Below are 21,603 nucleotides of genomic sequence, written 5' to 3'. Positions count from 1 at the left end.
CGGCTCATAAGGGGTACGGCTCAAAGGGGCATATCGCGTATCCGGTCCGCCGCCAATCGCCAAAACCAATCACCAAACTGCTTCACCAAGAATGCTTGAACAAGCCTGCTGACAAGACCGTTTGACCCAGACCGTTTGATGTTGTTCCAGATCGCATTGCGCAAGAAGGCCACCGCCCTCACCTCCCTCGTCGCGGCGGCTGCGATCGCGCTGACGCCGTTCTCCGCCGCGAACGCGCAGGCCAAGGGGCCGCCGATCTTGCGCGACACCGAGACCGAGCAGCTGCTGCGGGAATATACGCGCCCGATCCTGCGCGTCGCCGGTCTGGAGAAGCAGAACATCCAGATGGTGATCATCAACGAGAGCTCGTTCAACGCCTTCGTCGCCGACGGCCGCCGCATCTTCGTCAATTACGGCGCGATCCTCCAGTCGGAGACGCCGAACCAGATCATCGGCGTGCTTGCGCACGAGACCGGACATCTGGCTGGCGGCCATCTGTCCAAGCTGCGCGAGCAGCTCGCCAATGCCCAGACCCAGATGATCATCGCCATGCTGCTCGGCGCCGGCGCGATTGCCGCAGGCAGCGCCCGTGGCGGCAATTCCGGCAACAACGGTCTCGCCAATGCCGGCGCGGCCGCGATGGCCGGTCCGCAGGAGATGATCCGCCGGTCGCTGTTGTCCTATCAGCGCCAGCAGGAAGAGAATGCCGACCGCGCCGGCGTGAAATTCCTGACCGCGACCCAGCAATCGCCGAAGGGCATGTACGAGACCTTCAAGCGCTTCACCAGCGAGAGCCTGTTCGCGGCGCGCGGCGCCGATCCCTATCTCCAGTCGCACCCGATGCCCGCCGAGCGCGTCGCTTCACTGCAGGAGTTCGCCAGCGCCAGCCCTTATTGGGACAAGAAGGACGATCCCGCGCTTCAGCTGCGCCACGACATGGTGCGCGCCAAGATCTCCGCCTTCATGGAACGGCCGGAGACGGTGTACCGCCGCTACCCCCTGACCAACGACAGCCTGCCGGCGCGCTACGCCCGCGCCATCAGCACCTATCTGCATGGCGATTTGCGCAGCGCGCTCACCCAGATCGACGCGCTGATCCAGATCCAACCCAACAATGCGTATTTTTACGAGGTACGCGGGCAGGCCCTGCTGGAGGGCGGCAAGCCGGCCGAGGCAATCCCAGCCCTGCGCAAGGCTGTCGCACTTTCGCACAACGCGCCCCTCATCGAGATGTTACTTGGGCAGGCTCTGGTTGGGTCCGATAATAAGGCCTACACCGATGACGCCGTTCGGATTCTCCGGGCCGCGGTGGCACGGGAACCGGAGGCTGTGCTCGGCTACATGCAACTCGCGATGGCCTATGGCCGGAAGGGCGACTATGCCGAGGCCGATCTGGCGTCGGCACAGGCCGCTTACCTGCGCGGCGACAACAAGACCGCCCGCGAGCTTGCGACGCGCGCGAAAACCCGTTTCGCCGTCGGCACGCCCGGATGGGTCAAGGCCGACGACATCGTGGCGTCGAAACCGCCGCGCAACTGACAAGACCAAGACGACCTTACACCACGACGCCTTACGCCACGACGCCTTACGAAACGACGTCACGACACCGAGCTTAAGTCCGCCGGGACGTTTTCCGAAACCTGCTTTGGATAAGAGGATTTGCCTATGCCTTCGCTGCGCCTGCTTGCTCCCGCGCTGTTTGCGCTCGCCATGTTCGGCGCAGCCGCGCCCGCGTCGGCCGACAGCTTCTCCGATGCCCAGCGCACGGACATCGAGGCGATCGTCAGGAACTATCTCGTCACCCATCCCGAGGTGCTCGAGGAAGCGATGGCCGAGCTCACCAAGCGCCAGGCTGCGGCCGAGACGCAGAAGCACGAGGCCAGCGTCGCGCAGAATTCCGATGCGATCTTCAACTCGCCGCGCCAGGTCGTGCTCGGCAACAAGGACGGCGACGTCACCTTCGTCGAGTTCTTCGACTACAATTGCGGCTACTGCAAGCGCGCGATGGACGACATGCTCACCCTCATGAAGGCCGATCCGAAGCTGAAGGTGGTGCTGAAGGAGTTTCCGGTGCTGAGCCAGGGCTCGGTCGAAGCAGCCCAGGTCGCGGTCGCCGTGCGGATGCAGGATCCCTCCGGCAAGAAGTACCTCGACTTCCACCAGAAGCTGCTCGGCGGCCGTGGCGCGGCCGACAAGGCGCGCGCGCTTCAGGCGGCCAAGGAAGCCGGCCTCGACGTCGCGAAGATCGAAAAGGACATCGGCAGCGCCGAGGTACGCAGCACCATCGAGGAGAACTTCAAGCTCGCCGAAGCAATGGGCATGAACGGCACGCCGAGCTACGTGATCGGCAAGCAGATCGTTGTCGGCGCCGTCGGCGTCGATAGCCTGAAGGAAAAGATCGCTTTGGCCCGCTGCGGCAAGGCGACCTGCTGACAAGGCGATCCGCTGATTAGGTCTACAACTCACGCATGCAAAAGGCCGGCTGAAAAGCCGGTCTTTTCATTGCGCCGAAATCTGGCGCGCGCGTTCATCTGCCGTTCAACAAACAAAAGCCTCGGAACCACCAAAGTTCCGGAACTACTCAAATCTCCTTTCGTTGTCGGCGCGGGCAATGACGCAAATGAACACGTGAGGAGAATTCCATGTCTAACCGCTTTATGATCTCGGTTGCTACACTCGCGCTCGTCGCGGGCACCGGTCTGGCGAACGCACAGGGCACCATGAACCGCGACAGCGGTGGCGGTGCCGGTGGTGCGCAGATGCAGCATTCGCAGCCTTCCGGCGGCGCCGCCGAACGCGGCGGCTCGATGGGTAAGGAATCCGCCCATGAGAAGGGCACCGTCGGTCAGGCTGGCGGCTCCAGCAGCATGAAGTCCGGCGGAGCAGCCGAGGAGAAGTCGTCGGGCGGGATAGACAAGTCCGGCGCGATGAACAAGAACGCGACCGACGAGAAGACCGGCGCGGCGAAGGGTGAGCACGCCCAGGGCGCGCAGGATAAGTCCGCGCAAGACAAGTCCGCGCAGGACAAGTCCATGCATGACAAGTCAGCGCAGGACAAGTCGAAGAGCACGATGGACAAGTCCCAGACGGACAAGTCCAAGAGCACGGAGACTGACACCAAGAGCGGCAACATGAACGCCCAGACCAAGGGCGCAGACAGCCAGACCAAGGGTGCGGACAACAAGGCTGCCGATACCAAGTCTCAGACCACGACCGGCACCGCGTCTGCGACCGCTTCTGCACCGCCCCCCGAGAAGCGGACCGAGATTTCATCCGCGATCAAGTCGACCAAGATCGAGGAAACGACCAATGTCAACTTCAACATCTCGGTCGGCACGACAATCCCGGCCAGCGTTCATTTCCATCCGCTTCCCCCGCGGATCGTCGAGATTTATCCGGAATGGCGCGGCTATGATGTGATCTTGGTGCACGGGCGGTACGTCATCGTTCGTCCGCAGACGCGCGAGATCGTGTACATTATCGAAGGCTAAGTCGCTTCGCTGAAGCTCCAAATGAGCCCTTGCCGAGAGATCGGCAGGGGCTTTTGGGTTGCCGGGCGGCGTCTTCCCGCACACGCCGGCCGGCAGCCATGCTTCGGACTGGTTAACAAGCGATTTCCGTAGCTTGCGCACAGGTTTTTGCACCTGGGATGAGCTATCTGAAGCCACCTGGGAGGTCCTTCAAGGCTTCCCCTCACGCGCTTTGTTACCTATAACCCCCGCCACGCCGAAGCACCTCTTGCGGGATTGGAATGGCCGAACCAGCAACCGACACGATCCTTGTCCTGAACGGGCCGAACCTCAACATGTTGGGGACGCGCGAGCCCGAGAAGTACGGGCATGCGTCGCTGCCCGACGTCGAGGCGCTGTGCCGGGAAACGGCGGCCACGTTCGGCCTCAAGGCCGACTGCCGGCAGTCCAACCGCGAAGGCGAATTGATCGACTTCATCCACGAGGCATACGCCCGCAAGATGAAGGGCATCATCATCAATGCCGGCGGCTATTCGCACACGTCGATCGCGCTGCACGACGCGCTGCTCGCTGTGCAGATCCCGACGGTCGAAGTGCACGTCACCAACATCCACGCCCGCGAGAATTTCCGTCATCACTCCTACACCGCGCGCGCGGCCTTCGCCTCGCTCTGCGGCTTCGGCATCGAGGGCTACCGCCTCGCCATCCAGGGCCTTGCCGCCAAGCTCGGCATCAAGCCCAAAGCCTGACGCTCCCCCTTCACACAGAACATTCGGATCAAACAACATGGCGCGCCAGCCAGACGACAAAGCAGCCGCAAAGTTTTCCAGCGAGGACTCCGCCCTCGTCCGTGAGCTTGCCTTGCTGCTCGATGAGACCAGCCTCACCGAAATCGAGATCGAGCGTGCCGGCCTGCGCCTGCGCGTCGCCCGCAACATCAGCGTCGCCGCGACCATGCCGATGCAAATGGCGGCCGCCCCCGCCGCCCTCCCCGCGGCCGCAGCCGCCTCCGCGCCTGCCGCTGCCGACCTGTCGAAGCATCCCGGCGCCGTGACCTCGCCGATGGTCGGCACCGCCTATTGGGCGCCAGAGCCCGGCGCCAAGCCGTTCATCGAGGTCGGCAGCAAGGTCTCGGTCGGCCAGACGCTGCTGATCATCGAAGCCATGAAGACCATGAACCAGATCCCCTCGCCGCGCGCCGGCACGGTGACGCAGATCGTGATCGAGGACGGCCAGCCGGTCGAGTACGGCGAGCCGCTCGTGATCATTGAGTGACGATCGAGGGCGGTCTCATCGCCCTCGCCGCTTTCCGCGCGTCAGTCCAATAAGGACACCATGTTCGACAAGATCCTCATAGCCAATCGCGGCGAGATCGCCCTTCGCATCCTCAGGGCCTGCAAGGAGCTCGGGATCGCGACCGTCGCCGTGCACTCCACCGCCGACGCCGATGCCATGCATGTGCGCCTGTCGGACGAGAGCGTGTGCATCGGGCCGCCGGCGTCCAAGGACAGCTATCTCAACGTCCCCGCGCTGCTCGCGGCCTGCGAGATCACCGGCGCCGATGCCGTGCATCCCGGCTACGGCTTCCTGTCGGAGAACGCGCGCTTTGCCGAAATCCTCGCCGAGCATAATCTGCATTTCATCGGCCCGAAGGCCGAGCACATCCGCCTGATGGGCGACAAGATCGAGGCCAAGAGGACGGCCAAGAAGCTCGGCATTCCCGTGGTGCCCGGCTCCGACGGAGGGGTCGGCCCCAACGACGACGCAATGGCGATCGCCAGGAAGATCGGCTTCCCCGTGCTGGTCAAGGCCGCGGCGGGCGGCGGCGGCCGCGGCATGAAGGTGGCCGAGAGCGAGGCCGATCTTCAGGTCGCGCTGTCAACGGCCGCCAACGAGGCCAAATCCGCCTTCGGCGATGCCTCCGTCTACCTCGAAAAATATCTGCAGAAGCCGCGCCACATCGAGATCCAGATCCTCGGCGACGGCCGCGGCGGCGCGATTCATCTTGGCGAACGCGACTGCTCGCTGCAGCGGCGCCACCAGAAAGTCTGGGAGGAAGGCCCCTCGCCCGTGCTGACCGCGGCGGCCCGCGCCAAGATCGGCGAGACCTGCGCCAAGGCGATGCGCGAGATGAAATATCTCGGCGTCGGCACGATCGAGTTCCTGTTCGAGGACGGCGAGTTCTACTTCATCGAGATGAACACGCGCATCCAGGTCGAGCATCCCGTCACCGAGAGCATCACCGACATCGACCTCGTGCTGGAGCAGATCCGCATCGCCGCCGGCGGCGACCTGCCGGCGCGGCAGGAAGAGGTCCAGGTCATCGGCCACGCAATCGAGTGCCGCATCAACGCCGAGAATCCGCAGACCTTTCGTCCTTCGCCCGGCCGCATCACGCAATATCACCCGCCCGGGGGGCTCGGTGTGCGGATCGATTCCGCCGTCTATCAGGGCTACACGATCCCGCCTTATTACGATTCGCTCGTCGGCAAGCTGATCGTGCACGGCAAGACCCGCGGCGAGTGCCTGATGCGGCTGCGCCGGGCGCTGGACGAGATGGTGGTCGAGGGCATCGAGACCACCCTGCCGCTGTTTCGCGCGCTGGTGCGCGAGGACGACATCATCAACGGCGACTACCACATTCACTGGCTGGAACAATATCTCGCCGGCAAGGCGGAACCCGCCCCGAAGTAGCCGTCCCTCCGCATGGAACCCTTTGGCCCTAATCGCGTTTAGGACGTGGGGACAGTTCCGAGGGGGCGTTTTGAAGTCCGGCAAGCCTGATCGAGCGAGACCGTCGTGACCGCTGACGCGCAGCGACGGCGTACGTTTTGGCAGATCCTGCTGTTCGCAGCGGGACTTCTGGTGCTGACCGTGATCAGCGCCGGCTCCGTCTACCTCGTCAACAAGGCGAGAGACGACAGCAAATGGGTGGTTCACACCATCGAGGCGGAGAATCAGATCAACGCCCTCCTGCTGGAAATCCGCCGAGCCGAGAGCACCGCCCGGGGCTACCTCCTGACACGAGGCGAGGATTTCAAGGTCGACCATGACAAGGCCGTGGCGGCCGTCGTCCCGGCTCTCGACAAGCTCACGCGCCTGACCGGCGACAATCCGGCGCAACGCGAGAACATCGAGAAGCTGAGCGCGGCGATCGAGACCCGTCTCGGCCAGTTCGCGCAGGAGATGGATTTCCTCCGGCGGGGTGAGCCGGAGAACGCCGCAGCGCTGGTCCGCGAGGTTGTCTCCACGGACGCGACAGCCGCAATCGCCAAAGTCGCGACCGAGATGATCCAGGAAGAAGAACGGCTGTTCCGGCTCCGAACGGTCAATTCGGACCGCAGCCAGACCCTGGCCGCGTCGATGACCGGCATCGGCTCGGGCCTCGTCGTGCTGCTGGCGCTGATCTCGATCTGGCTGGTGCGGCGCTCGGCCCGCGCCCGTGACGATGCCGAGGCCCGCCTGCGCGATGCCAATGTCAATCTGGAGGCCGTGGTCGACGAACGCACGGCCGATCTGCGCGAAGCCAATAACGAGATCCAGCGCTTTGCCTATATCGTCAGCCACGATCTGCGCTCGCCACTCGTCAACATCATGGGCTTCACCAGCGAACTCGAAGAGCTCGGCGGCGACATTTTCCGCCGTATCGGCGGCCTTACCCACGTCCCGGCCGACGGGCCGCCGCTGCCGGACGGCGAGATCGCGCTCGAAGGTCCCGACAAGCAGCTCTCAGCGGATTTTTCCGAAGCGCTGGGCTTCATCAAGTCGTCGATCGCCAAGATGGACCGCCTGATCTCGGCGATCCTCAATCTCACCCGCGAGGGCCGGCGCGAGTTCCAGCCCGAAAAGATCGACACCGCCGAGCTGATCGAAGCGATCGTATCGACGCTGGCGCATCAGGCCGCCGAGGCGCAGGCGGAGATCCATGTCGCCCCCCTGCCCAATCTCGTCAGCGACCGCCTGGCGCTGGAGCAGATATTCTCCAATCTGATCGACAACGCCATCAAATATCTCAAGCCCGGCGTCCCCGGCGAGATCAGAATCCGCGGGCGCACCAAGCTCGGCTACGCTATCTTCGAGATCAGCGATAACGGCCGCGGCATCGACCCCAAGGACCACCAGCGGATATTCGACCTGTTTCGCCGCGCCGGAACCCAGGACAAGCCCGGTCAGGGCATCGGTCTTGCGCATGTGCGTGCACTTGTGCGTCGCCTCGGCGGCACCATGTCGGTATCATCGGAACTGAATACGGGCAGTACCTTCACCATCACGCTGCCCATCACCTGGAACGCCAGCAACCGGAACGCGGATCAATGACTCAACCCGTCAGCATCATCATGATCGAGGACGACGAAGGACACGCGCGGCTGATCGAGCGGAACATCCGAAGGTCCGGCGTCAACAACGAGATCATCTCCTTTGCCAACGGCACGGACGCGATGAAACACCTGTTCGGACCCGACGGCAGCGGTCTCGTGCAGAAGGGCAATGCCCTCCTGATCCTGCTCGATCTCAACCTGCCCGACATGACCGGGATCGACATTCTGAAGCAGATCAAGGAGAACAAATATTTGAAGGCCTCGCCCGTGGTGGTGTTGACCACCACCGACGATTCCCAGGAAATCAAGCGCTGCTACGAGCTCGGCTGCAACGTCTACATCACCAAGCCCGTGAACTACGAGAATTTCGCCAATGCCATCCGGCAGCTCGGCTTGTTCTTCTCGGTCATCCAGGTTCCGCCCGCCGCCCCATGAACCAGCGCATGCCCACACTGCTCTACATCGACGACGACGGGGCGCTGGCGCGCCTGGTCGATCGCGGCCTGACACGGCGCGGCTACAAAGTCGTTCACGCCGTGAGCGGCGAGGAAGGCCTCGAGCACATCCGCCGCGCGGGCACGACCGGCGGCATCGACGTGGTCGCGCTCGACCAGTACATGCCCGGCCTCGACGGGCTGGAGACGCTGGAGCAGATCATGGCGATCCCGGGCGCACCGCCGGTGGTGTTCGTCACGGCGTCGCAGGATTCCAGCATTGCGGTGACGGCGCTGAAGGCTGGCGCGGCCGATTATCTCGTCAAGGACGTCAAGGGCGACTTCATCCCCCTGCTTCACGTCGCGGCCGAGGGCGCGCTGCGCCAGGCCGAATTGCAGAAGGCGCGCGAGGAAGCCGAAGCCGAGATCCATGCCTCGCGCGACCGCTACGCAGCGCTCGCCGCCGAACGCGAACTGCTGCTGCGAGAGGTCAACCACCGCGTCGGCAACTCGCTGCAGATCATCGCTTCCCTGCTGCATCTGCAGGCAAGTTCCGCCGCGCAGGACGAGGTCAAGGCTGCGTTGACCAATGCGATGGGCCGCGTCGCCGCGGTCGCGCAGGTGCACCGCCGCCTCTACACCTCGCAGGACCTGAAGAGCGTGGTCCTGAACCAGTATCTGGACTCGCTGCTCGAGGATCTCAGGCGCTCGGCCGAGGGCAACCGGATGTCGCGCCTGACGCTGCAGGCCGAACCGATCGAGATCGATCCGGACCGTGCGGTCGCCGTCGGCATCATCGTCAACGAACTGGTGATGAACGCGGTGAAATACGCCTATCCCGACGGCGCCGGCCCGATCCATGTCGAGCTGACCTCGCATGGCGACGATCTCCTGCTGTCGATCAGCGACGACGGCGTCGGCGACAACGTCAAGGCCGATCCGCGCTCCACCGGCATGGGCCAGCGCATCGTCGCAGCCATGGCCACCAAGCTCGACGCTTCGGTCGAGCGCGATCCCACCCATTCCGGAACCCGAATCATGTTGAGGTTCCGCCGTGTACCGGCAGCCGATAACAAGCCGGCTGCTGCGGCAGCGAACTGACCGCACCGCCCATCGCAACCGCATTGCGATCCTGCTAATGTGGCGAGCCATGACTTCGCGCGACTCTGCCCCGTCTGAAATCACGCCGGCCGTTCTGCTGCGCGCCTATGCCTGCGGCATCTTTCCGATGGCCGAAAGCGCCGATGATCCGACCCTGTTCTGGGTCGAGCCGGAGTTGCGCGGCGTCATCCCGCTCGACGGATTTCGCGTGGCCTCCCGGCTCGCGCGCACCGTGCGTTCGGATTCATTCCGTGTCACCGTCAATACCGCGTTCAAGGCTACGATCGCCGGCTGCGCCGCCCCCCAAGCCGGGCGCGAGGACACCTGGATCAACAAGCGCATCCGCGACCTCTATGGCGGGCTGTACGAGCTCGGCCATTGCCACAGCGTCGAGGCCTGGCAGGGCGAGGACCTCGTCGGCGGCCTTTACGGCGTCAGCCTGGGCCGGGCCTTTTTTGGCGAGAGCATGTTCCACACCGTGCGCGATGCCTCCAAGGTCGCGCTGGTGCATCTGGTCGCGCGGCTCATCCATGGCGGCTTCGAGCTGCTCGACACCCAATACGTCACCGAACACCTGAAGAGTTTTGGCGCGGCCGAGATTTCGCGGCGGCGCTACACGGCGCTGCTCGACAAGGCGCTCGCGGGCGAACCCGGGGATTTCCTGAGGCTCTCCGCCGGCGAAGCGATCCCGGGCGCACGCGCCCTCGAGATCATCGCCGCGCGGCAATAGTCAGGGATATTACCGGCCGAACCCGGGGGAGTGGCCTAGCGGCCAAACCCGGGGATACCGAACAGACCCGGTCGCTGCTCGGGCGGCGGAGGTGGCGGCGGCGGTGCCGGCTGCTGCTGCTGGATCGGCGGCAAGGGCTGCGGCGGACGCTGCTGCACCTGCTTGGGCGCGGCCTTCTTCTGCGCTGGCGGCGGCGGTGGCGTCGCCGGCTTGGTGCCGGGATCCGGTGCCGCGGTCGCGATCGTTTGCTGCGGCTCTTTGCAGTCGGTGAGCCAGATATCGTAGATCGGGTGCTCGACGCCGTGCAGGCCCGGACTTGCCGCGTACATCCAGCCGGAGAAGATGCGCTTCACCTCACCCTGCAAGGTGATCTCGTCCACCTCGACGAAGGCGTCGGTGTTGGCGGCCTCGGTCGCGGGCCGCGTGTAGCAGGCGTCGGTCTTGACGCGCAGCGCCCCGAACTGCACGGTCTCGCCGATCTCCTCGTCGAAATTGATGATGCGACCGGTGATCTTGTCGAGGCCGGAGAAGGTCGCCTTCTTGTTCACGATCTTCTGGGCCGGCGGCTCGGTGACGACCTCGTCGCCGGGCTGAAGGCTCGCCGGCGTCTGCGGGACTGCGCCGCCCGGCCCGCCCTTCTGCTGTGGCTGGCGCTGACCGGGCGCGCCCGGGGCCCCTTGCGGATTGGACGGAGCGACCGCGACGGGCGGCGGCTGGTTTGGCGGAGCGGCGCTCGAACCGGGCGGCGGCGCCAGAGGCTGGCTCTCGACCGGCCCCGGCATCACATTGCCCTGCCGGCCCGGCGGGGGCGCCATCGGGCGCGACGGCAGCACACGGCCTTGCGGCGGCAGCTCCGGCACTTCTTCATCGTCGTCGGGGATCTGCGGCTGCGGCTGGCCACGCGGAATGTTGCCGGGCGGCCGCAGCGGCGGCGGATCGGAGAAGATCGTGCCGATCTGCGCCTGCGCCGGCGTTGCAGCCGTCAGTGCGGTGGCGGCCAGAAGCGCCGCAAGGCCTGTCAGGGTAAATGTTCGAAACATCTCGCGCGGCTTCAACAGCGAATCGGGCTTGCTGGACATTCTACAGGGGATACCGCCGCTCGCAGGCCATCCGGTTAACACGGCGAATACGGCGGGGGAAGGGCGGCATCCCTGCCCTTCCCGCCCCGGTCTGGCCAGATCGGCCCCCGGATGGGATAGTCGAGCACCTTTCCCGGCGGCTGAGGCGGCGCCGACCCAAAACGAACTCCAACCATAACTAAAAGACCCAGAGGTCGCTCCCCCATGCCCGTCGTGCTCGATCCCGATGCCGCCGCCGTCTGCAAGGCCGTCCAGCAGGCCGGCGCGCCCGTGGTTACCAAGCATGATCCCGGCCAGTTCCACGGCTTCTTCACGATCGGAAAATTGCTGCGAGAGGCCAATATCGCCGTGAGCGAGATCGGCGCGTGGCTGAAAGGACTGGGCTGAAACGCCAATCCCGATGCCGCCGGTTCTTCAAAGCATATTCGCCCTCCCCCTGCGCGGGCTGACATGGCTTGGCGGCCAGGGCACCCGCGCGGTGGCCGCCGTCGTGTTCATCGCGCTCGCGGTGCCGCCGCTCGGGGCGTTGCTGCGCCCCTACGTCACCGAGGCGATCTTCGTTCTGCTCTGCATCTCCTTCATGCGGGTCGACCTCGCCGCGCTCTCAGGCCATCTGCGCCGGCCGGCGCTGGTCGCGACCGCGACCGTCTGGACCATGATCGGCGTGCCTGTGATCGTCGGGCTGGTCGTCCACGTCACCGGGCTCACGGCGCGCGCGCCCGACCTTGCCCTGGCATTGATGCTGCAGAGCATGGCCTCTCCGATGATGGCCGCGCCGGCGCTTGCCGCGCTGATGGGCCTCGACGCCACGCTGGTGCTGGTCACGCTGGTGAGCGCGACCGCGCTGGTGCCGTTCACGGCATCGCTGTTCGCGAGCCTGTTCCTCGATGGCATGCTCAGCATCTCGCCGCCGGCGCTGGGGCTGAAGCTGCTCGGGATCCTCGCGGCATCGCTGCTGGCCGCCACCGTGATCCGACAAGTCTGCGGCGCGGCCGCGATCCAGCGCCACAGGCAGCCGATCGACGGCTTCAACATCGTCATTCTGCTGGTCTTCGCGACCGCGATCATGGGCGACGTCGCGAGCGATCTCGTCGCCCGGCCAGTCTCCACCCTCGGCTTCGCAGCGCTCGCCTTCGCGATCTATTTCACCCTGCTCGCCGTCACCACGCTGCTGTTCCGCCGCATCGGCTATGAGCGCGCGCTGGCGCTCGGGCTGATGGTGTCACAGCGCAATCTGGGACTGATGCTCGCCGCGACCGCCGGCGCGCTGCCGCCGACGACCTGGCTCTACTTCGCGATGACGCAGTTTCCGATTCACCTGGCGCCCTACATGCTGATGCCGATCGCGCGGCGCTTGACGGCGCGCGCACAGGCCTCGGGCGCCGCGGCGACCGGCGGCAAGGCCGCATCGGGCTGACCAATACGCAAGTCTTGCCCGCTCTGCCATCGCGAGGCCGTTGGTCACCAAGCGAATGTCGTCACGCGGCGCGCCAATGTCCCTTGTGAATATCGAACTTCACAGCGCCTTCGTCACGCATCTTCAACAGGAGCGACTGGCAGTCGTCCTGATTCTTGATGTTCACGCGCTTCATGACCTCGAAAATTTTCAGAGGTTTTTCGCGAAGAGCAATCAGAATCTTTTCTCGATCAGTCATTGGGGTTCCTTGCATCGGTATCGGCGACGGCACGTGGTGTACACATCGTCTGCAACGGGTGAAGCAAGGCCGCGCACTATGCAAGTCTGTTCACCCGCTAAAGCGGCCTCTCCAATTGATCAATTCTCCCTACCCGGCCCTTGCCGCGCGCCGCAGCGCCTGCGGCGGCTGGCCGAAGGCGCGGATAAAGGCGCGACGCATGCGCTCGGGATCGCCGAAGCCGGTCGTCTCTGCAACGAGCTCGATCGCCTCGCGCGAGGACTGCACGCGCTCGCGCGCAACCTCGATGCGCAGCCGCTCGATGGCCTTCGAGGGCGTCGTGCCGGTCTCGGCGGCAAAGGCGCGGGCAAAATGCCGCGCGCTCATGCCGGCGCGGTCGGCGAGGTCTTCCACCGTCAAGCGGGCATCGAGGTTCTCGCGCGCCCAGGACAGCAGCGCGCCGAAGCGGCCGTTCGGCGTCTTCAATTCCAGAAGTGACGAGAACTGCGACTGGCCGCCGCTGCGGCGATGATACAGTACGAGCTGCCGCGCGGTGTCCTGCGCGATCTGCTCACCATGATCCTCCGTCACCATCGCAAGCGCAAGGTCGATGCCGGCGGTGATGCCTGCCGAGGTCCAGACATTGCCATCGCGGGTGAAAATCTGGTCCGGCTCGAACTTCACCTTGGGATAGCGCGCGACGAAATCCCGCGTGCGTCCCCAATGCGTGGTGGCGCGACGCCCGTCGAGCAGACCCGCTTCGGCCAGCACATAGGCGCCCGAGCAGACGCTCGCGACCCGCACGCCGCGCCGCGCCAGCCGCTGCACGAAGGCGCGCGTGACCTCGCAACGCGCGGCGTCCGTCACGCCCGCGCCTCCCGCCACGACCAGCGTCGTGATCGCATTCGCCGACTTGAAGTCGCGCGCCATCATCTCCACGCCGGACGAGCTGCGCACGGGCCCCGCGTTCACCGCCAGCACGCGGATCCCGGTCGTCGTCTTGCCCGTGCAGCGCGCCGCGATCTCGAACACGGAGATCGGGCCGGCCGCATCGAGCAACTGGAAGTCCGGGAAGATCAGGATGCCGATCATGGTCATGTCCGAAAGCGAGGGAAATACGCCATTTTGGACGGAAGGGCATCATGACAGGCTGCGTCCGTCAAGCTCATAGTTGGAGGCTCTCATGTCGTCCCCGCTCCAGATCGGTCTCTTGGTGTTTCCGCGCGTCACCCAGCTCGACTTCACCGGTCCCTTGCAGGTGTTCTCCTCCGTGCCGGGCGCAAAACTGCATTTGATCTGGAAACGGATCGAGCCGGTTCCGAGCGATTCCGTGCTGACGCTGACGCCGACGACGACATTCGCCGACTGCCCGCAGCTCGACGTGATCTGCGTGCCCGGCGGCGGCGGCACCAACGACCTGCTCAATGACGAGGAGGTGCTCGGTTTCCTGCGCCGGCAGGCCGAGGGCGCCAAATACGTCACCTCGGTCTGCACGGGATCGCTGGCGCTCGGCGCCGCCGGCCTCTTGAAGGGCTACCGCGCCGCCACGCATTGGAGCGCGATGGAGATGCTCGCTCAGTTCGGCGCGACGCCGACCAAGACGCGCGTCTGCATCGACCGCAACCGCATCACCGGCGGCGGCGTCACCGCCGGAATCGATTTCGCGCTGACCCTGGTGTCGATCATGGTCGATCGCACCACCGCGGAGGCGATCCAGCTTCAGCTCGAATACAATCCGGCCCCGCCGTTCAATGCAGGCTCCCCCGACACCGCGCCGGCGGAAGTGCTGGCGCTGCTCAAAGAGCGTGGCGCGCAGGGCCAGGCCCGGCGGCTAGAGGCGGTGAAGCGCGCGGCTGAAAGGATGATGTAGTTGCTCGCGTGTCCCGGACGCGGCGCGGCACGCAGTGACGCTCCGCAGAGCCGGGACCCAGCAAGCCACGCGGGTGCTGATGCTTGGGCCCGGGCTCTGCAGCGCACCGCTGAAGCAGCGCAGCGCTCGGAGCACGAGACATCCACAAGCCCGAACAGAAAAAGGCCGCCCGGTTTCCCGAGCGGCCTTTCCTGTCTTACGGCGGCTGCACATTTCATCGGGCGATTTCGGAGCTTCCAGACCGGGGGCCTATCTCCCGATCGAGTCCTGGTCGGCGGCCGCTGCATTTCGGGACAGTCGCGAACTGTTGCCCGAACCGAACGCGATGGTCTCCCATCTCCGTAAGATGCGACCATTGAGCCGCATCCCCCGCGTGGCCGCAACCGGCGCGCAGGGATCATCCCCGCTGTTCCCGTTGTCCACAGCAAAGCGCGGCGGATGCGGGTGCATCCACTCCCACGACAAGGATTGAGACGGGGATCGGAAGCCTAGCTGGGCGTCCAGGGCTGATAGTCGCCGGTCGCCTTCGGCCGCTTGCCGCTGGCGAGCGTCGAGCCTGAGGGACGGTAGGCGTTCGCCGTGCCCGTGAGATTGGGCTGGTGCGGCTTTTCCCACTCGCGCGGCTGGTAATTGTCCTGCGTCGGCGGCACGTCGACGGTGTGGTGCATCCAGCCGTGCCAGGACGGCGGGATACGGCTGGCCTCGGCATAGCCGTTATAGACCACCCAGCGGCGCTCGAAGCCGAGCGTCGGGTCGATCACCCCGCCACGGGTGCGATAATAGAGGTTGCCCTGCTCGTCCTGGCCGACCAGCTCGCCATAGCGCTTGGTCCAGAGTTGGGTGCCAAACGTCTGGCCATTCCACCAGGTGAAGAACTTCAGGAAGAATTGTTTCATGCGGCAAGGGCCCTGCTTCGTCGGGTCGTGATGCCATCCGGACGGCGAAATGTCCAGTTCGGCGCGGGCGGCGGTGCCCTGCTGCAGATGCGGTCTCCCGGCACGGAACGCTGCCGCAAATCGGACGCGATCCGTTCATGCCGGATACAGCGTGGCCATGAAAGCTTGTCCTCGCACGCAAACCGCCGTGATCCCAGGAACTACGGCCCTTTCATGGGGTTTGCTTCTGGGAAAAGGAGTTTGATCATGAAAAGTCTGAGAGTGTTGAGCGCGGCTGCGGCCGTGGCACTGGTTCTCCCGTTGGCGACGCCGAGCTTCGCGCAAGGTCCCGGACATGGCGGTGGCGGGGGTGGTGGGCATTTCGGCGGAGGTGGCGGTGCCCACTTCGGCGGCGGCGGTGCTCACATCGGTGGCGGCGGTGGCGCTCACTTCGGTGGCGGCGGCGCTCACTTTGGCGGTGGCGGCGCACGCATGGGCGGCGGCGGTAACTTCGCAGCAGGTGCAGTCGCGCGTCCCAGCGGCGGAGCATCCTTCAACGGCGGCGGCGGACGAAGCTTCGCAGCAGCCGGGGGTCACCACTGGAATGGCGGCGGCGGTCATTGGCACGGCGGCGGCTGGCGCCATCACGGTGGCGGCTTCTGGCCCGGTGTCGCGGCGGGTGCTGCGATCGGCGGTCTCGGCTCGTACGCCTATTACGGCGGCGGCTACTATGACGACCCATACTACTACGGCGACAGCTATTACGATGAGCCGTCAGTGGCCGTGGTCCCCGATACCGGCGGCGACTCCACGGCGTACTGCGCGCAGCGCTACAAGTCCTACGATTCGGCGTCCGGCACCTATCTCGGCTATGACGGCCAGCGTCATCCCTGCCCGTAAGACGACCTGCAACACTTGGAGAAGAAGGCGTCGCAGCGATGCGACGCCTTTTTCATTCAGGCACCTCACCCTGTTTCGCTCGCCTCGTATTCGTCATCGGCGATGCCGCGCGCAACCGATGCGAGTGGACCTCTATTCACCGCACCGTGCATATCTACCCTTATCCAATCCCAAATTGACCCGACGCGCGATTCACCTGTATCAACTTGGCTGTGGGGACTTCGATGACTGGGAAGTGTCATGCCGCGCATTCTCGTGGTTGATGACGATCCGATGGTCGGCGCGACCATCGAGGTCCTCCTCCAACGTCAGGGCTTCGACGTCACGTTGACTGACGGCGGAGAAACGGGTTTGGCTGCGCTCGAAACACAGAAGTTCGACGTGATGCTGGTCGACATCTTCATGCCGCACATGCGCGGCTTCGAGTCCATTCGCATCTTTCACGAGCGCGCGCCGGCGGTTCCGCTGATCGCGATGTCCGGCTACGCCTTCGCGTCGTCCGCCTCGCCCTCCCCCGACTTCCTTCGGATGGCGCTGGAACTCGGCGCCACCCGCTGCCTGCGCAAGCCGTTCACGCCGGACGCGCTGCTGACCACGATCCGGGAATGCATCGCCGCGCCGGGCGATGGCTCGCAGCCGAAGGACAAGAAAGAAGCCCCTTGATCCCAACGCAGCGCGTCATTCTCGGTGCTGGACTTGCCATCCTCCTGATCATCACCGCAGCCTCGATCGGCCTCGACGTCAAGTCACGGTCCGACGCGGCCTGGGTCAATCATACCGTCCAGGTGCTCAAGAAGATCTCCGACCTGCGCGTGCTGATGCGCAGTGCCGAGAGCGCCGCTCGCGGCTACGAGATCTATCGCAACCCGAGCTTCAGCGAAGAATTCCAGGCGGTGCACGCCCGGATCGCACCGGCACTCGCCGACCTCAAGCGCAGCGTGCGCGACACTCCCGAACATGTCGCGCTGCTCGAGGGCACCGAGCCGCTGGCGCTGCGCCGGATCGAGATCGCCGCCGAAGTGATGCGCCTGCGCGCCGGAAACGATCAGGCCGGCATTGCCGCGGTCCAGGGCAAGGGCGAGGGCCGTGGCCTGATGGACACGGTGATGGGCAATTTCGATCATTTGAGCGCAGAGGAAGAACGATTGCTCGCGGCGCGCTCCCAGGATTCGCGCCGCACCGGCATCGTGCTGCTCGGGATCGACGTCGCCGGCGCGCTGGTGATCCTGCTGCTGGTCGTGATGATGATGCGCGAGAGCCGGCGCAGCGAGGGCGCACTCAAGAGCACGCTGTTGGAGACCACGGCCGCCAATCAGCAGCTCGAGGCCGCGGTGGCCGAGCGCACCGAGCATCTGGTCAACGCGCATGACGAGCTGCGCCTGTCGGTCAACGTGCTCCAGAGCACCTTTCACAGCATGGCGGAGGCGGTGTTGGTCATCGATGCCGAGGGCAACGTCCTTCTGTCCAATCCGGCCGCGGAGCGCATGCTGCTGCACCGGACCGGCATGAACCTGCGCAATCTGCGCGCGATGTCCAGCGTGCTTCACGGCGACGGCGTCACCCCGCTCAAGCCCGACGAGCTGCCGTCGGCACGCGTGCTGCGCGGCGAGCCGTTCGAGAACATGGAGATGATCGTCCGCCCGCACAGCGGCAATCCTTCCCGCCATCTCATGATCAGCGGCCGGCCGATGCTGGACGGGCAAGGCAACGTCTCCGGCGCGGTGCTGGTCTATCACGACGCGACCACCTCGCGCGAGACCGAGCGGCAATTGTACCAGTCGCAGAAGCTGGATGCGATCGGCAAGCTCACCGGCGGCGTCGCGCACGACTTCAACAACATGCTGACCGTGATCTCCGGCAATACCGAGACGCTGGTGGCAAGCCTGAAGCAGCAGCCCGACCTCCAGCGCGTGGCGCGCCTGATCGACGAGGCCGCCGAACGCTGCGCCGAGCTGATCCAGCATCTGCTCGCCTTCGCGCGCAGGCAACCGCTCCAGCCGCGCAACGTCGAGATCAACGCCGCGGTCGCGGACATCGCGAAACTCCTGCGCCCCACCCTCGGCGAGCAGATCGAGATCGAGACCGTGCTCGAACAGGGGCAGATGACCGCGCACATCGATCCGTCCCGCCTCACCAATGCCCTGCTCAACATGGCCATCAACGCCCGCGACGCCATGCCGAACGGCGGCAAGCTGCTGCTCGAGGCCCACCGCGTCGTGCTCGACCAGGCCTATGCGCAAAACAATCCCGACGTGCGGCCCGGCCCTTACGTGATGCTCGCCGTCAGCGACACCGGCACCGGCATGCCGGCCGAGGTGCAGCAGCAGGCGTTCGAGCCGTTCTTCACCACCAAGGAGGTCGGCAAGGGAAGCGGCCTCGGCCTCTCCATGGTCTACGGCTTCGTCAAGCAGTCCGGCGGCCACATCAAGATCTACAGTGAGGAAGGCCACGGCACCACGATCAAGCTCTATCTGCCGCCGGGCGAAGGCATGGCCGAAGTGGCCCCCACCACGACGCCGCCGGCGGAAGGCGGGGCCGAGACCATTTTCGTGGTCGAGGATGATCCGCTGGTGCGCAACTTCGTCACCGTGCAGCTCCAGAGCCTCGGCTACCAGACCGTCGCCGCGCCCGACAGCAAGGCCGCGCTGGAGCTGATCCGGGCCGGCCAGCCGTTCGATCTGCTGTTCACCGACGTCGTCATCCCCGGCGGCATGAGCGGGCGCGAGCTCGCCGACAAGGTGGCGACGATCCGCCCCGGCCTTAAGGTGCTCTACACCTCCGGCTATACCGACAACGCCATCGTCCACCACGGCAAGCTCGATGACGGCGTCATGCTCCTGACAAAACCCTACCGCCGCAACCAGCTCGCCGAGATGATCAGGAAGGCGCTGGGAGGCGGGGTGGCCGGTTAGTGTTTCTGGCTCGCGCGCCTTGGTCGAAGTCCCACCTGGAAACGTCGGTGTGGTAAACGCGCACGGCCATTACGAATGGCGATTGGGCCATTCGCGGCGTGATCCCCATCATCCAACATCCACGGCTTTCGCGATGACTGCCGTACGTTCCGCCAGTTCGGGAACCTTGGCCAAGTAGGCCTGATAGTGCTGCGAGGTTCGGTGCGCTTCGACCGCCGCGGCGTCCCGGTAAAGCTCATCAAGGACGTAACGATGATCGTCCGAACTGTCGCGCCAGACGTCCCAGCGCAGATTGCCGGGTTCGGCCCTGCAATGCGGCGCCAGACCAACAAGCAGTTCTCTAAGCTCAACGCTCTTGCCCGGGTGAGCAACTAAAATGGCAGTAATCTTCGACGGCATTGTCATCGACTAGGCCTTTTCAGGGTGACTGCGGCGTTCAGGTCAGCCAGGCGATGGCTCGGCTGCCTGTTCTTTATTTTCTGAGTGCCGCCAGCAACTCCTTGGCCATGGGCCCGGCCGAGGCGGGATTCTGGCCAGTGATGAGGCGTCCGTCAACGACGACGTGAGGCTGCCAGTTTGCTGCGGACGTATACTCGGCACCCTCTGCCCGCAAGGCATCTTCAAGTTCGTAAGGAACGTCTTCGCGCGCGTAGTCGTACTCTTCCTTCTTCGAGAACGATGTGAGCTTCTTGCCCTGCACGAACGGCTTGCCATCGCCCAGGTCTACCCCGAGCAGCGCGCACGGACCGTGACAAACGGCAGTTACAAACTTCCCAGTGCTCCAGGCGCGCACGACTGAATTCTGAACAACGGGGTTACGCTGAATGTCGACCATCGGTCCAAGACCGCCTGGCACGAAGATGGCTTCGTAATCGGCAGCATCCACCTCAGCTAGTTTGCGACTGCGATTCAAGCGGCGAAAGGCCTTGCTCTCGAGAAAAGCCTTCTGCGCAGGATCTTTCTCGTCGTAGGCATCATATGGCGTCCATCCGCCCCTTAGAGAGGCGAACTCAACGGCAATGCCCGCCTTGTCCAGCACATCGAACGGATGCGCGACCTCGGCGAAAAAGAAGCCCGTCTTACGATTTTTCGGACCGATCACGGCTGCGTTGCTGACGATAACCAGGACGTGCTGAGTCATGATATTCTCCTTGAGTCTTGCGAAGGCACTAAGCCCAAATGTCGTCCTATTGCCGCCAACCTGGCGCTGGGCAGCTGGGGCTCCCGCACCGTAGAGCGGGCCGCTGAAGAAAGGACAACAAGCCTATTCAAACCGGCCCTTGTTTAGAGTGACGGTGATATCAATCTGCTTCTCCGGCCGCGCTTTCGACGAAGGCTGCAACTTCCCGCGGGTGGGAGAGCATCGCGGCATGGCTGCTCGACAGCTCGGTAATTTTTGCTTTTGCTCGCGAAGACATAAAGCGCTGTGTGCTCGGCGGAATCATGTGATCTTGCGTTGTCAGCATGTAGTGTACGGGTTTGTCTTTCCATGCTGCGCCAACGATCTTGTGTTCGACCGCTTTGAGTCCCCACGGAACTTGTGCTGCGGCCATGAAGGCGGTGATGGACGGATCGACATCCTGCGCAAACGCACTCGGAAACTTCGCCGGATCAACCAGAATAAATCCGCCGCTCGGCGGCAACAATGGTGCTCCAGCCTCGCCCGGAGTAGGACGCGTCGCGAGCTCGTAGACGGATTCTCCGACGTCTGGCGCGAAAGCGGCAATATAGACGAGCTTGCGAACCTTAGGATCGCTTCCGGCCTCGGTGATGACGGCGCCGCCATACGAGTGGCCTACCAAAATGACCGGCTTTCCCGCCTTGCGTATGACCTCCCGCGTTGTCTCGACATCACCGTCGAGCGTTGCAGTCGAGTTCTGGACGACCAAAACCTCATAACCGTCGCGGGTGAGAATGTCGTAGACAGCCTTCCAGCCCGAGCCGTCAACGAAGGCGCCGTGTACGAGAACGATCGAGACGGGCTTGCTTGCGGGCGTCTGCGCGAACGAAGGAAGGGTGGCCGCCATGGAGAGGAGTGCTCCCAGGATCAGGTGTTTCATTGCGATACCTTTCGGACGGACGAAACTTCGATCCGGCGACTATAGTCCGGTGAGCGGTGCGGGTCGGTTAAATCAGGTAAATCTGTCGTTCGCGGCAGGGCCCGAGCGAAGCTGAAGGAACGCTTCCGATCCTGCGACAAAATGCTGGCTGCGATCGTGCTTTTTCAAAATCGCGGTGTTCAGCAGCCTTGCGACGCATGATATTCCAGCGGATTGTCG

At 64.7% G+C, this 21,603-nt stretch carries 22 protein-coding genes and 1 pseudogene; 16 read left to right on the top strand and 7 right to left on the bottom strand.

Annotated elements, in window-relative coordinates:
• The first annotated feature begins 138 nt into the window (after nt 1-138).
• The 10 genes from AC0L2F_RS23605 to aat all read left to right on the top strand — a co-directional run bounded on the left by AC0L2F_RS23605 (nt 139) and on the right by aat (nt 10,054).
• Nucleotides 139-1,539 (top strand): M48 family metalloprotease, encoded by a 1,401-nt coding sequence (locus AC0L2F_RS23605; protein WP_063992560.1) that lies wholly within the window; start codon nt 139-141, stop codon nt 1,537-1,539.
• A gap of 126 nt (nt 1,540-1,665) precedes the next feature.
• The gene (locus AC0L2F_RS23600) at nt 1,666-2,433 is read left to right on the top strand and encodes a DsbA family protein (RefSeq protein ID WP_473250028.1); all 768 of its coding nucleotides are present in this window, start codon (nt 1,666-1,668) and stop codon (nt 2,431-2,433) included.
• Nucleotides 2,434-2,642: 209 nt separating this feature from the next.
• Nucleotides 2,643-3,491, top strand: coding sequence for a DUF1236 domain-containing protein (locus AC0L2F_RS23595; RefSeq protein WP_473250027.1), 849 nt, complete (start codon nt 2,643-2,645; stop codon nt 3,489-3,491).
• Between the two features lie 260 nt (nt 3,492-3,751).
• Nucleotides 3,752-4,219, top strand: coding sequence for a type II 3-dehydroquinate dehydratase (aroQ, locus tag AC0L2F_RS23590; protein ID WP_473250026.1), 468 nt, complete (start codon nt 3,752-3,754; stop codon nt 4,217-4,219).
• A gap of 37 nt (nt 4,220-4,256) precedes the next feature.
• On the top strand, nt 4,257-4,745 hold the full coding sequence (accB, locus tag AC0L2F_RS23585) for an acetyl-CoA carboxylase biotin carboxyl carrier protein (protein WP_007609736.1): 489 nt from the start codon (nt 4,257-4,259) through the stop codon (nt 4,743-4,745).
• Between the two features lie 60 nt (nt 4,746-4,805).
• Nucleotides 4,806-6,164: an acetyl-CoA carboxylase biotin carboxylase subunit gene (gene accC / locus AC0L2F_RS23580; RefSeq protein ID WP_007609734.1), complete on the top strand. Its 1,359-nt coding sequence runs from the start codon at nt 4,806-4,808 to the stop codon at nt 6,162-6,164.
• Between the two features lie 105 nt (nt 6,165-6,269).
• Nucleotides 6,270-7,787 carry a sensor histidine kinase gene (locus tag AC0L2F_RS23575; RefSeq protein ID WP_473250025.1) on the top strand — a complete coding sequence of 506 codons (1,518 nt, stop codon included), beginning with the start codon at nt 6,270-6,272 and terminating at the stop codon, nt 7,785-7,787.
• On the top strand, nt 7,784-8,224 hold the full coding sequence (locus AC0L2F_RS23570) for a response regulator (protein ID WP_007609730.1): 441 nt from the start codon (nt 7,784-7,786) through the stop codon (nt 8,222-8,224). The genes AC0L2F_RS23575 and AC0L2F_RS23570 overlap by 4 nt, the downstream gene beginning before the upstream one ends.
• Nucleotides 8,221-9,324: a sensor histidine kinase gene (locus tag AC0L2F_RS23565; protein WP_473250024.1), complete on the top strand. Its 1,104-nt coding sequence runs from the start codon at nt 8,221-8,223 to the stop codon at nt 9,322-9,324. Before AC0L2F_RS23570 ends, AC0L2F_RS23565 begins: the two co-directional genes overlap by 4 nt.
• 49 nt (nt 9,325-9,373) lie before the next feature.
• The gene (gene aat, locus AC0L2F_RS23560) at nt 9,374-10,054 is read left to right on the top strand and encodes a leucyl/phenylalanyl-tRNA--protein transferase (protein ID WP_473250023.1); all 681 of its coding nucleotides are present in this window, start codon (nt 9,374-9,376) and stop codon (nt 10,052-10,054) included.
• Between the two features lie 35 nt (nt 10,055-10,089).
• Here the strand turns inward: aat and AC0L2F_RS23555 are convergent, their stop codons facing one another.
• Entirely contained in the window at nt 10,090-11,133 is a 1,044-nt protein-coding gene (locus tag AC0L2F_RS23555) for a DUF2155 domain-containing protein (protein ID WP_473250022.1), read from the bottom strand.
• Between the two features lie 249 nt (nt 11,134-11,382).
• Between AC0L2F_RS23555 and AC0L2F_RS23550 the strand changes: the two are divergent.
• Nucleotides 11,383-11,520, top strand: a pseudogene (locus AC0L2F_RS23550) (alpha/beta hydrolase); the annotation flags it as partial.
• 13 nt (nt 11,521-11,533) lie between these two features.
• Nucleotides 11,534-12,550 (top strand): Na+-dependent transporter, encoded by a 1,017-nt coding sequence (locus AC0L2F_RS23545; protein ID WP_473250021.1) that lies wholly within the window; start codon nt 11,534-11,536, stop codon nt 12,548-12,550.
• A gap of 61 nt (nt 12,551-12,611) precedes the next feature.
• Here AC0L2F_RS23545 and AC0L2F_RS23540 read toward each other — a convergent pair whose 3' ends face one another.
• Together AC0L2F_RS23540 and AC0L2F_RS23535 are read right to left on the bottom strand one after the other, a co-directional pair.
• Entirely contained in the window at nt 12,612-12,788 is a 177-nt protein-coding gene (locus AC0L2F_RS23540; protein ID WP_007609723.1) for a hypothetical protein, read from the bottom strand.
• A gap of 129 nt (nt 12,789-12,917) precedes the next feature.
• Nucleotides 12,918-13,859: a GlxA family transcriptional regulator gene (locus AC0L2F_RS23535; RefSeq protein ID WP_473250020.1), complete on the bottom strand. Its 942-nt coding sequence runs from the start codon at nt 13,857-13,859 to the stop codon at nt 12,918-12,920.
• 91 nt (nt 13,860-13,950) lie between these two features.
• On the opposite strand from AC0L2F_RS23535, the gene AC0L2F_RS23530 reads away from it, so the two are divergent.
• Nucleotides 13,951-14,637: a DJ-1/PfpI family protein gene (locus tag AC0L2F_RS23530; RefSeq protein ID WP_473250019.1), complete on the top strand. Its 687-nt coding sequence runs from the start codon at nt 13,951-13,953 to the stop codon at nt 14,635-14,637.
• 488 nt (nt 14,638-15,125) lie between these two features.
• Here the strand turns inward: AC0L2F_RS23530 and AC0L2F_RS23525 are convergent, their stop codons facing one another.
• A complete protein-coding gene (locus AC0L2F_RS23525; RefSeq protein WP_007591635.1) occupies nt 15,126-15,533 on the bottom strand; it encodes an NADH:ubiquinone oxidoreductase subunit NDUFA12 in 408 nt (135 codons plus the stop codon).
• A gap of 246 nt (nt 15,534-15,779) precedes the next feature.
• Between AC0L2F_RS23525 and AC0L2F_RS23520 the strand changes: the two genes are divergently transcribed.
• From AC0L2F_RS23520 to AC0L2F_RS23510, 3 genes are all read left to right on the top strand, one after another.
• On the top strand, nt 15,780-16,412 hold the full coding sequence (locus AC0L2F_RS23520) for a BA14K family protein (protein ID WP_473250018.1): 633 nt from the start codon (nt 15,780-15,782) through the stop codon (nt 16,410-16,412).
• 240 nt (nt 16,413-16,652) lie between these two features.
• Nucleotides 16,653-17,075 (top strand): response regulator, encoded by a 423-nt coding sequence (locus AC0L2F_RS23515; RefSeq protein WP_473250017.1) that lies wholly within the window; start codon nt 16,653-16,655, stop codon nt 17,073-17,075.
• On the top strand, nt 17,072-19,324 hold the full coding sequence (locus AC0L2F_RS23510; RefSeq protein WP_473250016.1) for a CHASE3 domain-containing protein: 2,253 nt from the start codon (nt 17,072-17,074) through the stop codon (nt 19,322-19,324). The genes AC0L2F_RS23515 and AC0L2F_RS23510 overlap by 4 nt, the downstream gene beginning before the upstream one ends.
• Before the next feature lie 108 nt (nt 19,325-19,432).
• Here the strand turns inward: AC0L2F_RS23510 and AC0L2F_RS23505 are convergent, their stop codons facing one another.
• The 3 genes from AC0L2F_RS23505 to AC0L2F_RS23495 all read right to left on the bottom strand — a co-directional run bounded on the left by AC0L2F_RS23505 (nt 19,433) and on the right by AC0L2F_RS23495 (nt 21,384).
• Nucleotides 19,433-19,729, bottom strand: a complete 297-nt coding sequence (locus AC0L2F_RS23505) for a putative quinol monooxygenase (RefSeq protein ID WP_007609699.1) — start codon at nt 19,727-19,729, stop codon at nt 19,433-19,435.
• Between the two features lie 67 nt (nt 19,730-19,796).
• A complete protein-coding gene (locus AC0L2F_RS23500; RefSeq protein WP_473250015.1) occupies nt 19,797-20,465 on the bottom strand; it encodes a type 1 glutamine amidotransferase domain-containing protein in 669 nt (222 codons plus the stop codon).
• Between the two features lie 160 nt (nt 20,466-20,625).
• On the bottom strand, nt 20,626-21,384 hold the full coding sequence (locus AC0L2F_RS23495; protein WP_084777290.1) for an alpha/beta hydrolase: 759 nt from the start codon (nt 21,382-21,384) through the stop codon (nt 20,626-20,628).
• Nucleotides 21,385-21,603: the final 219 nt, after the last annotated feature.

The sequence above is a fragment of the Bradyrhizobium sp. Ken64 genome, from assembly GCF_055807555.1.
Note: the sequence above shows the minus strand (reverse complement) of the source record. Positions and strands in the feature narration are given on the sequence as shown.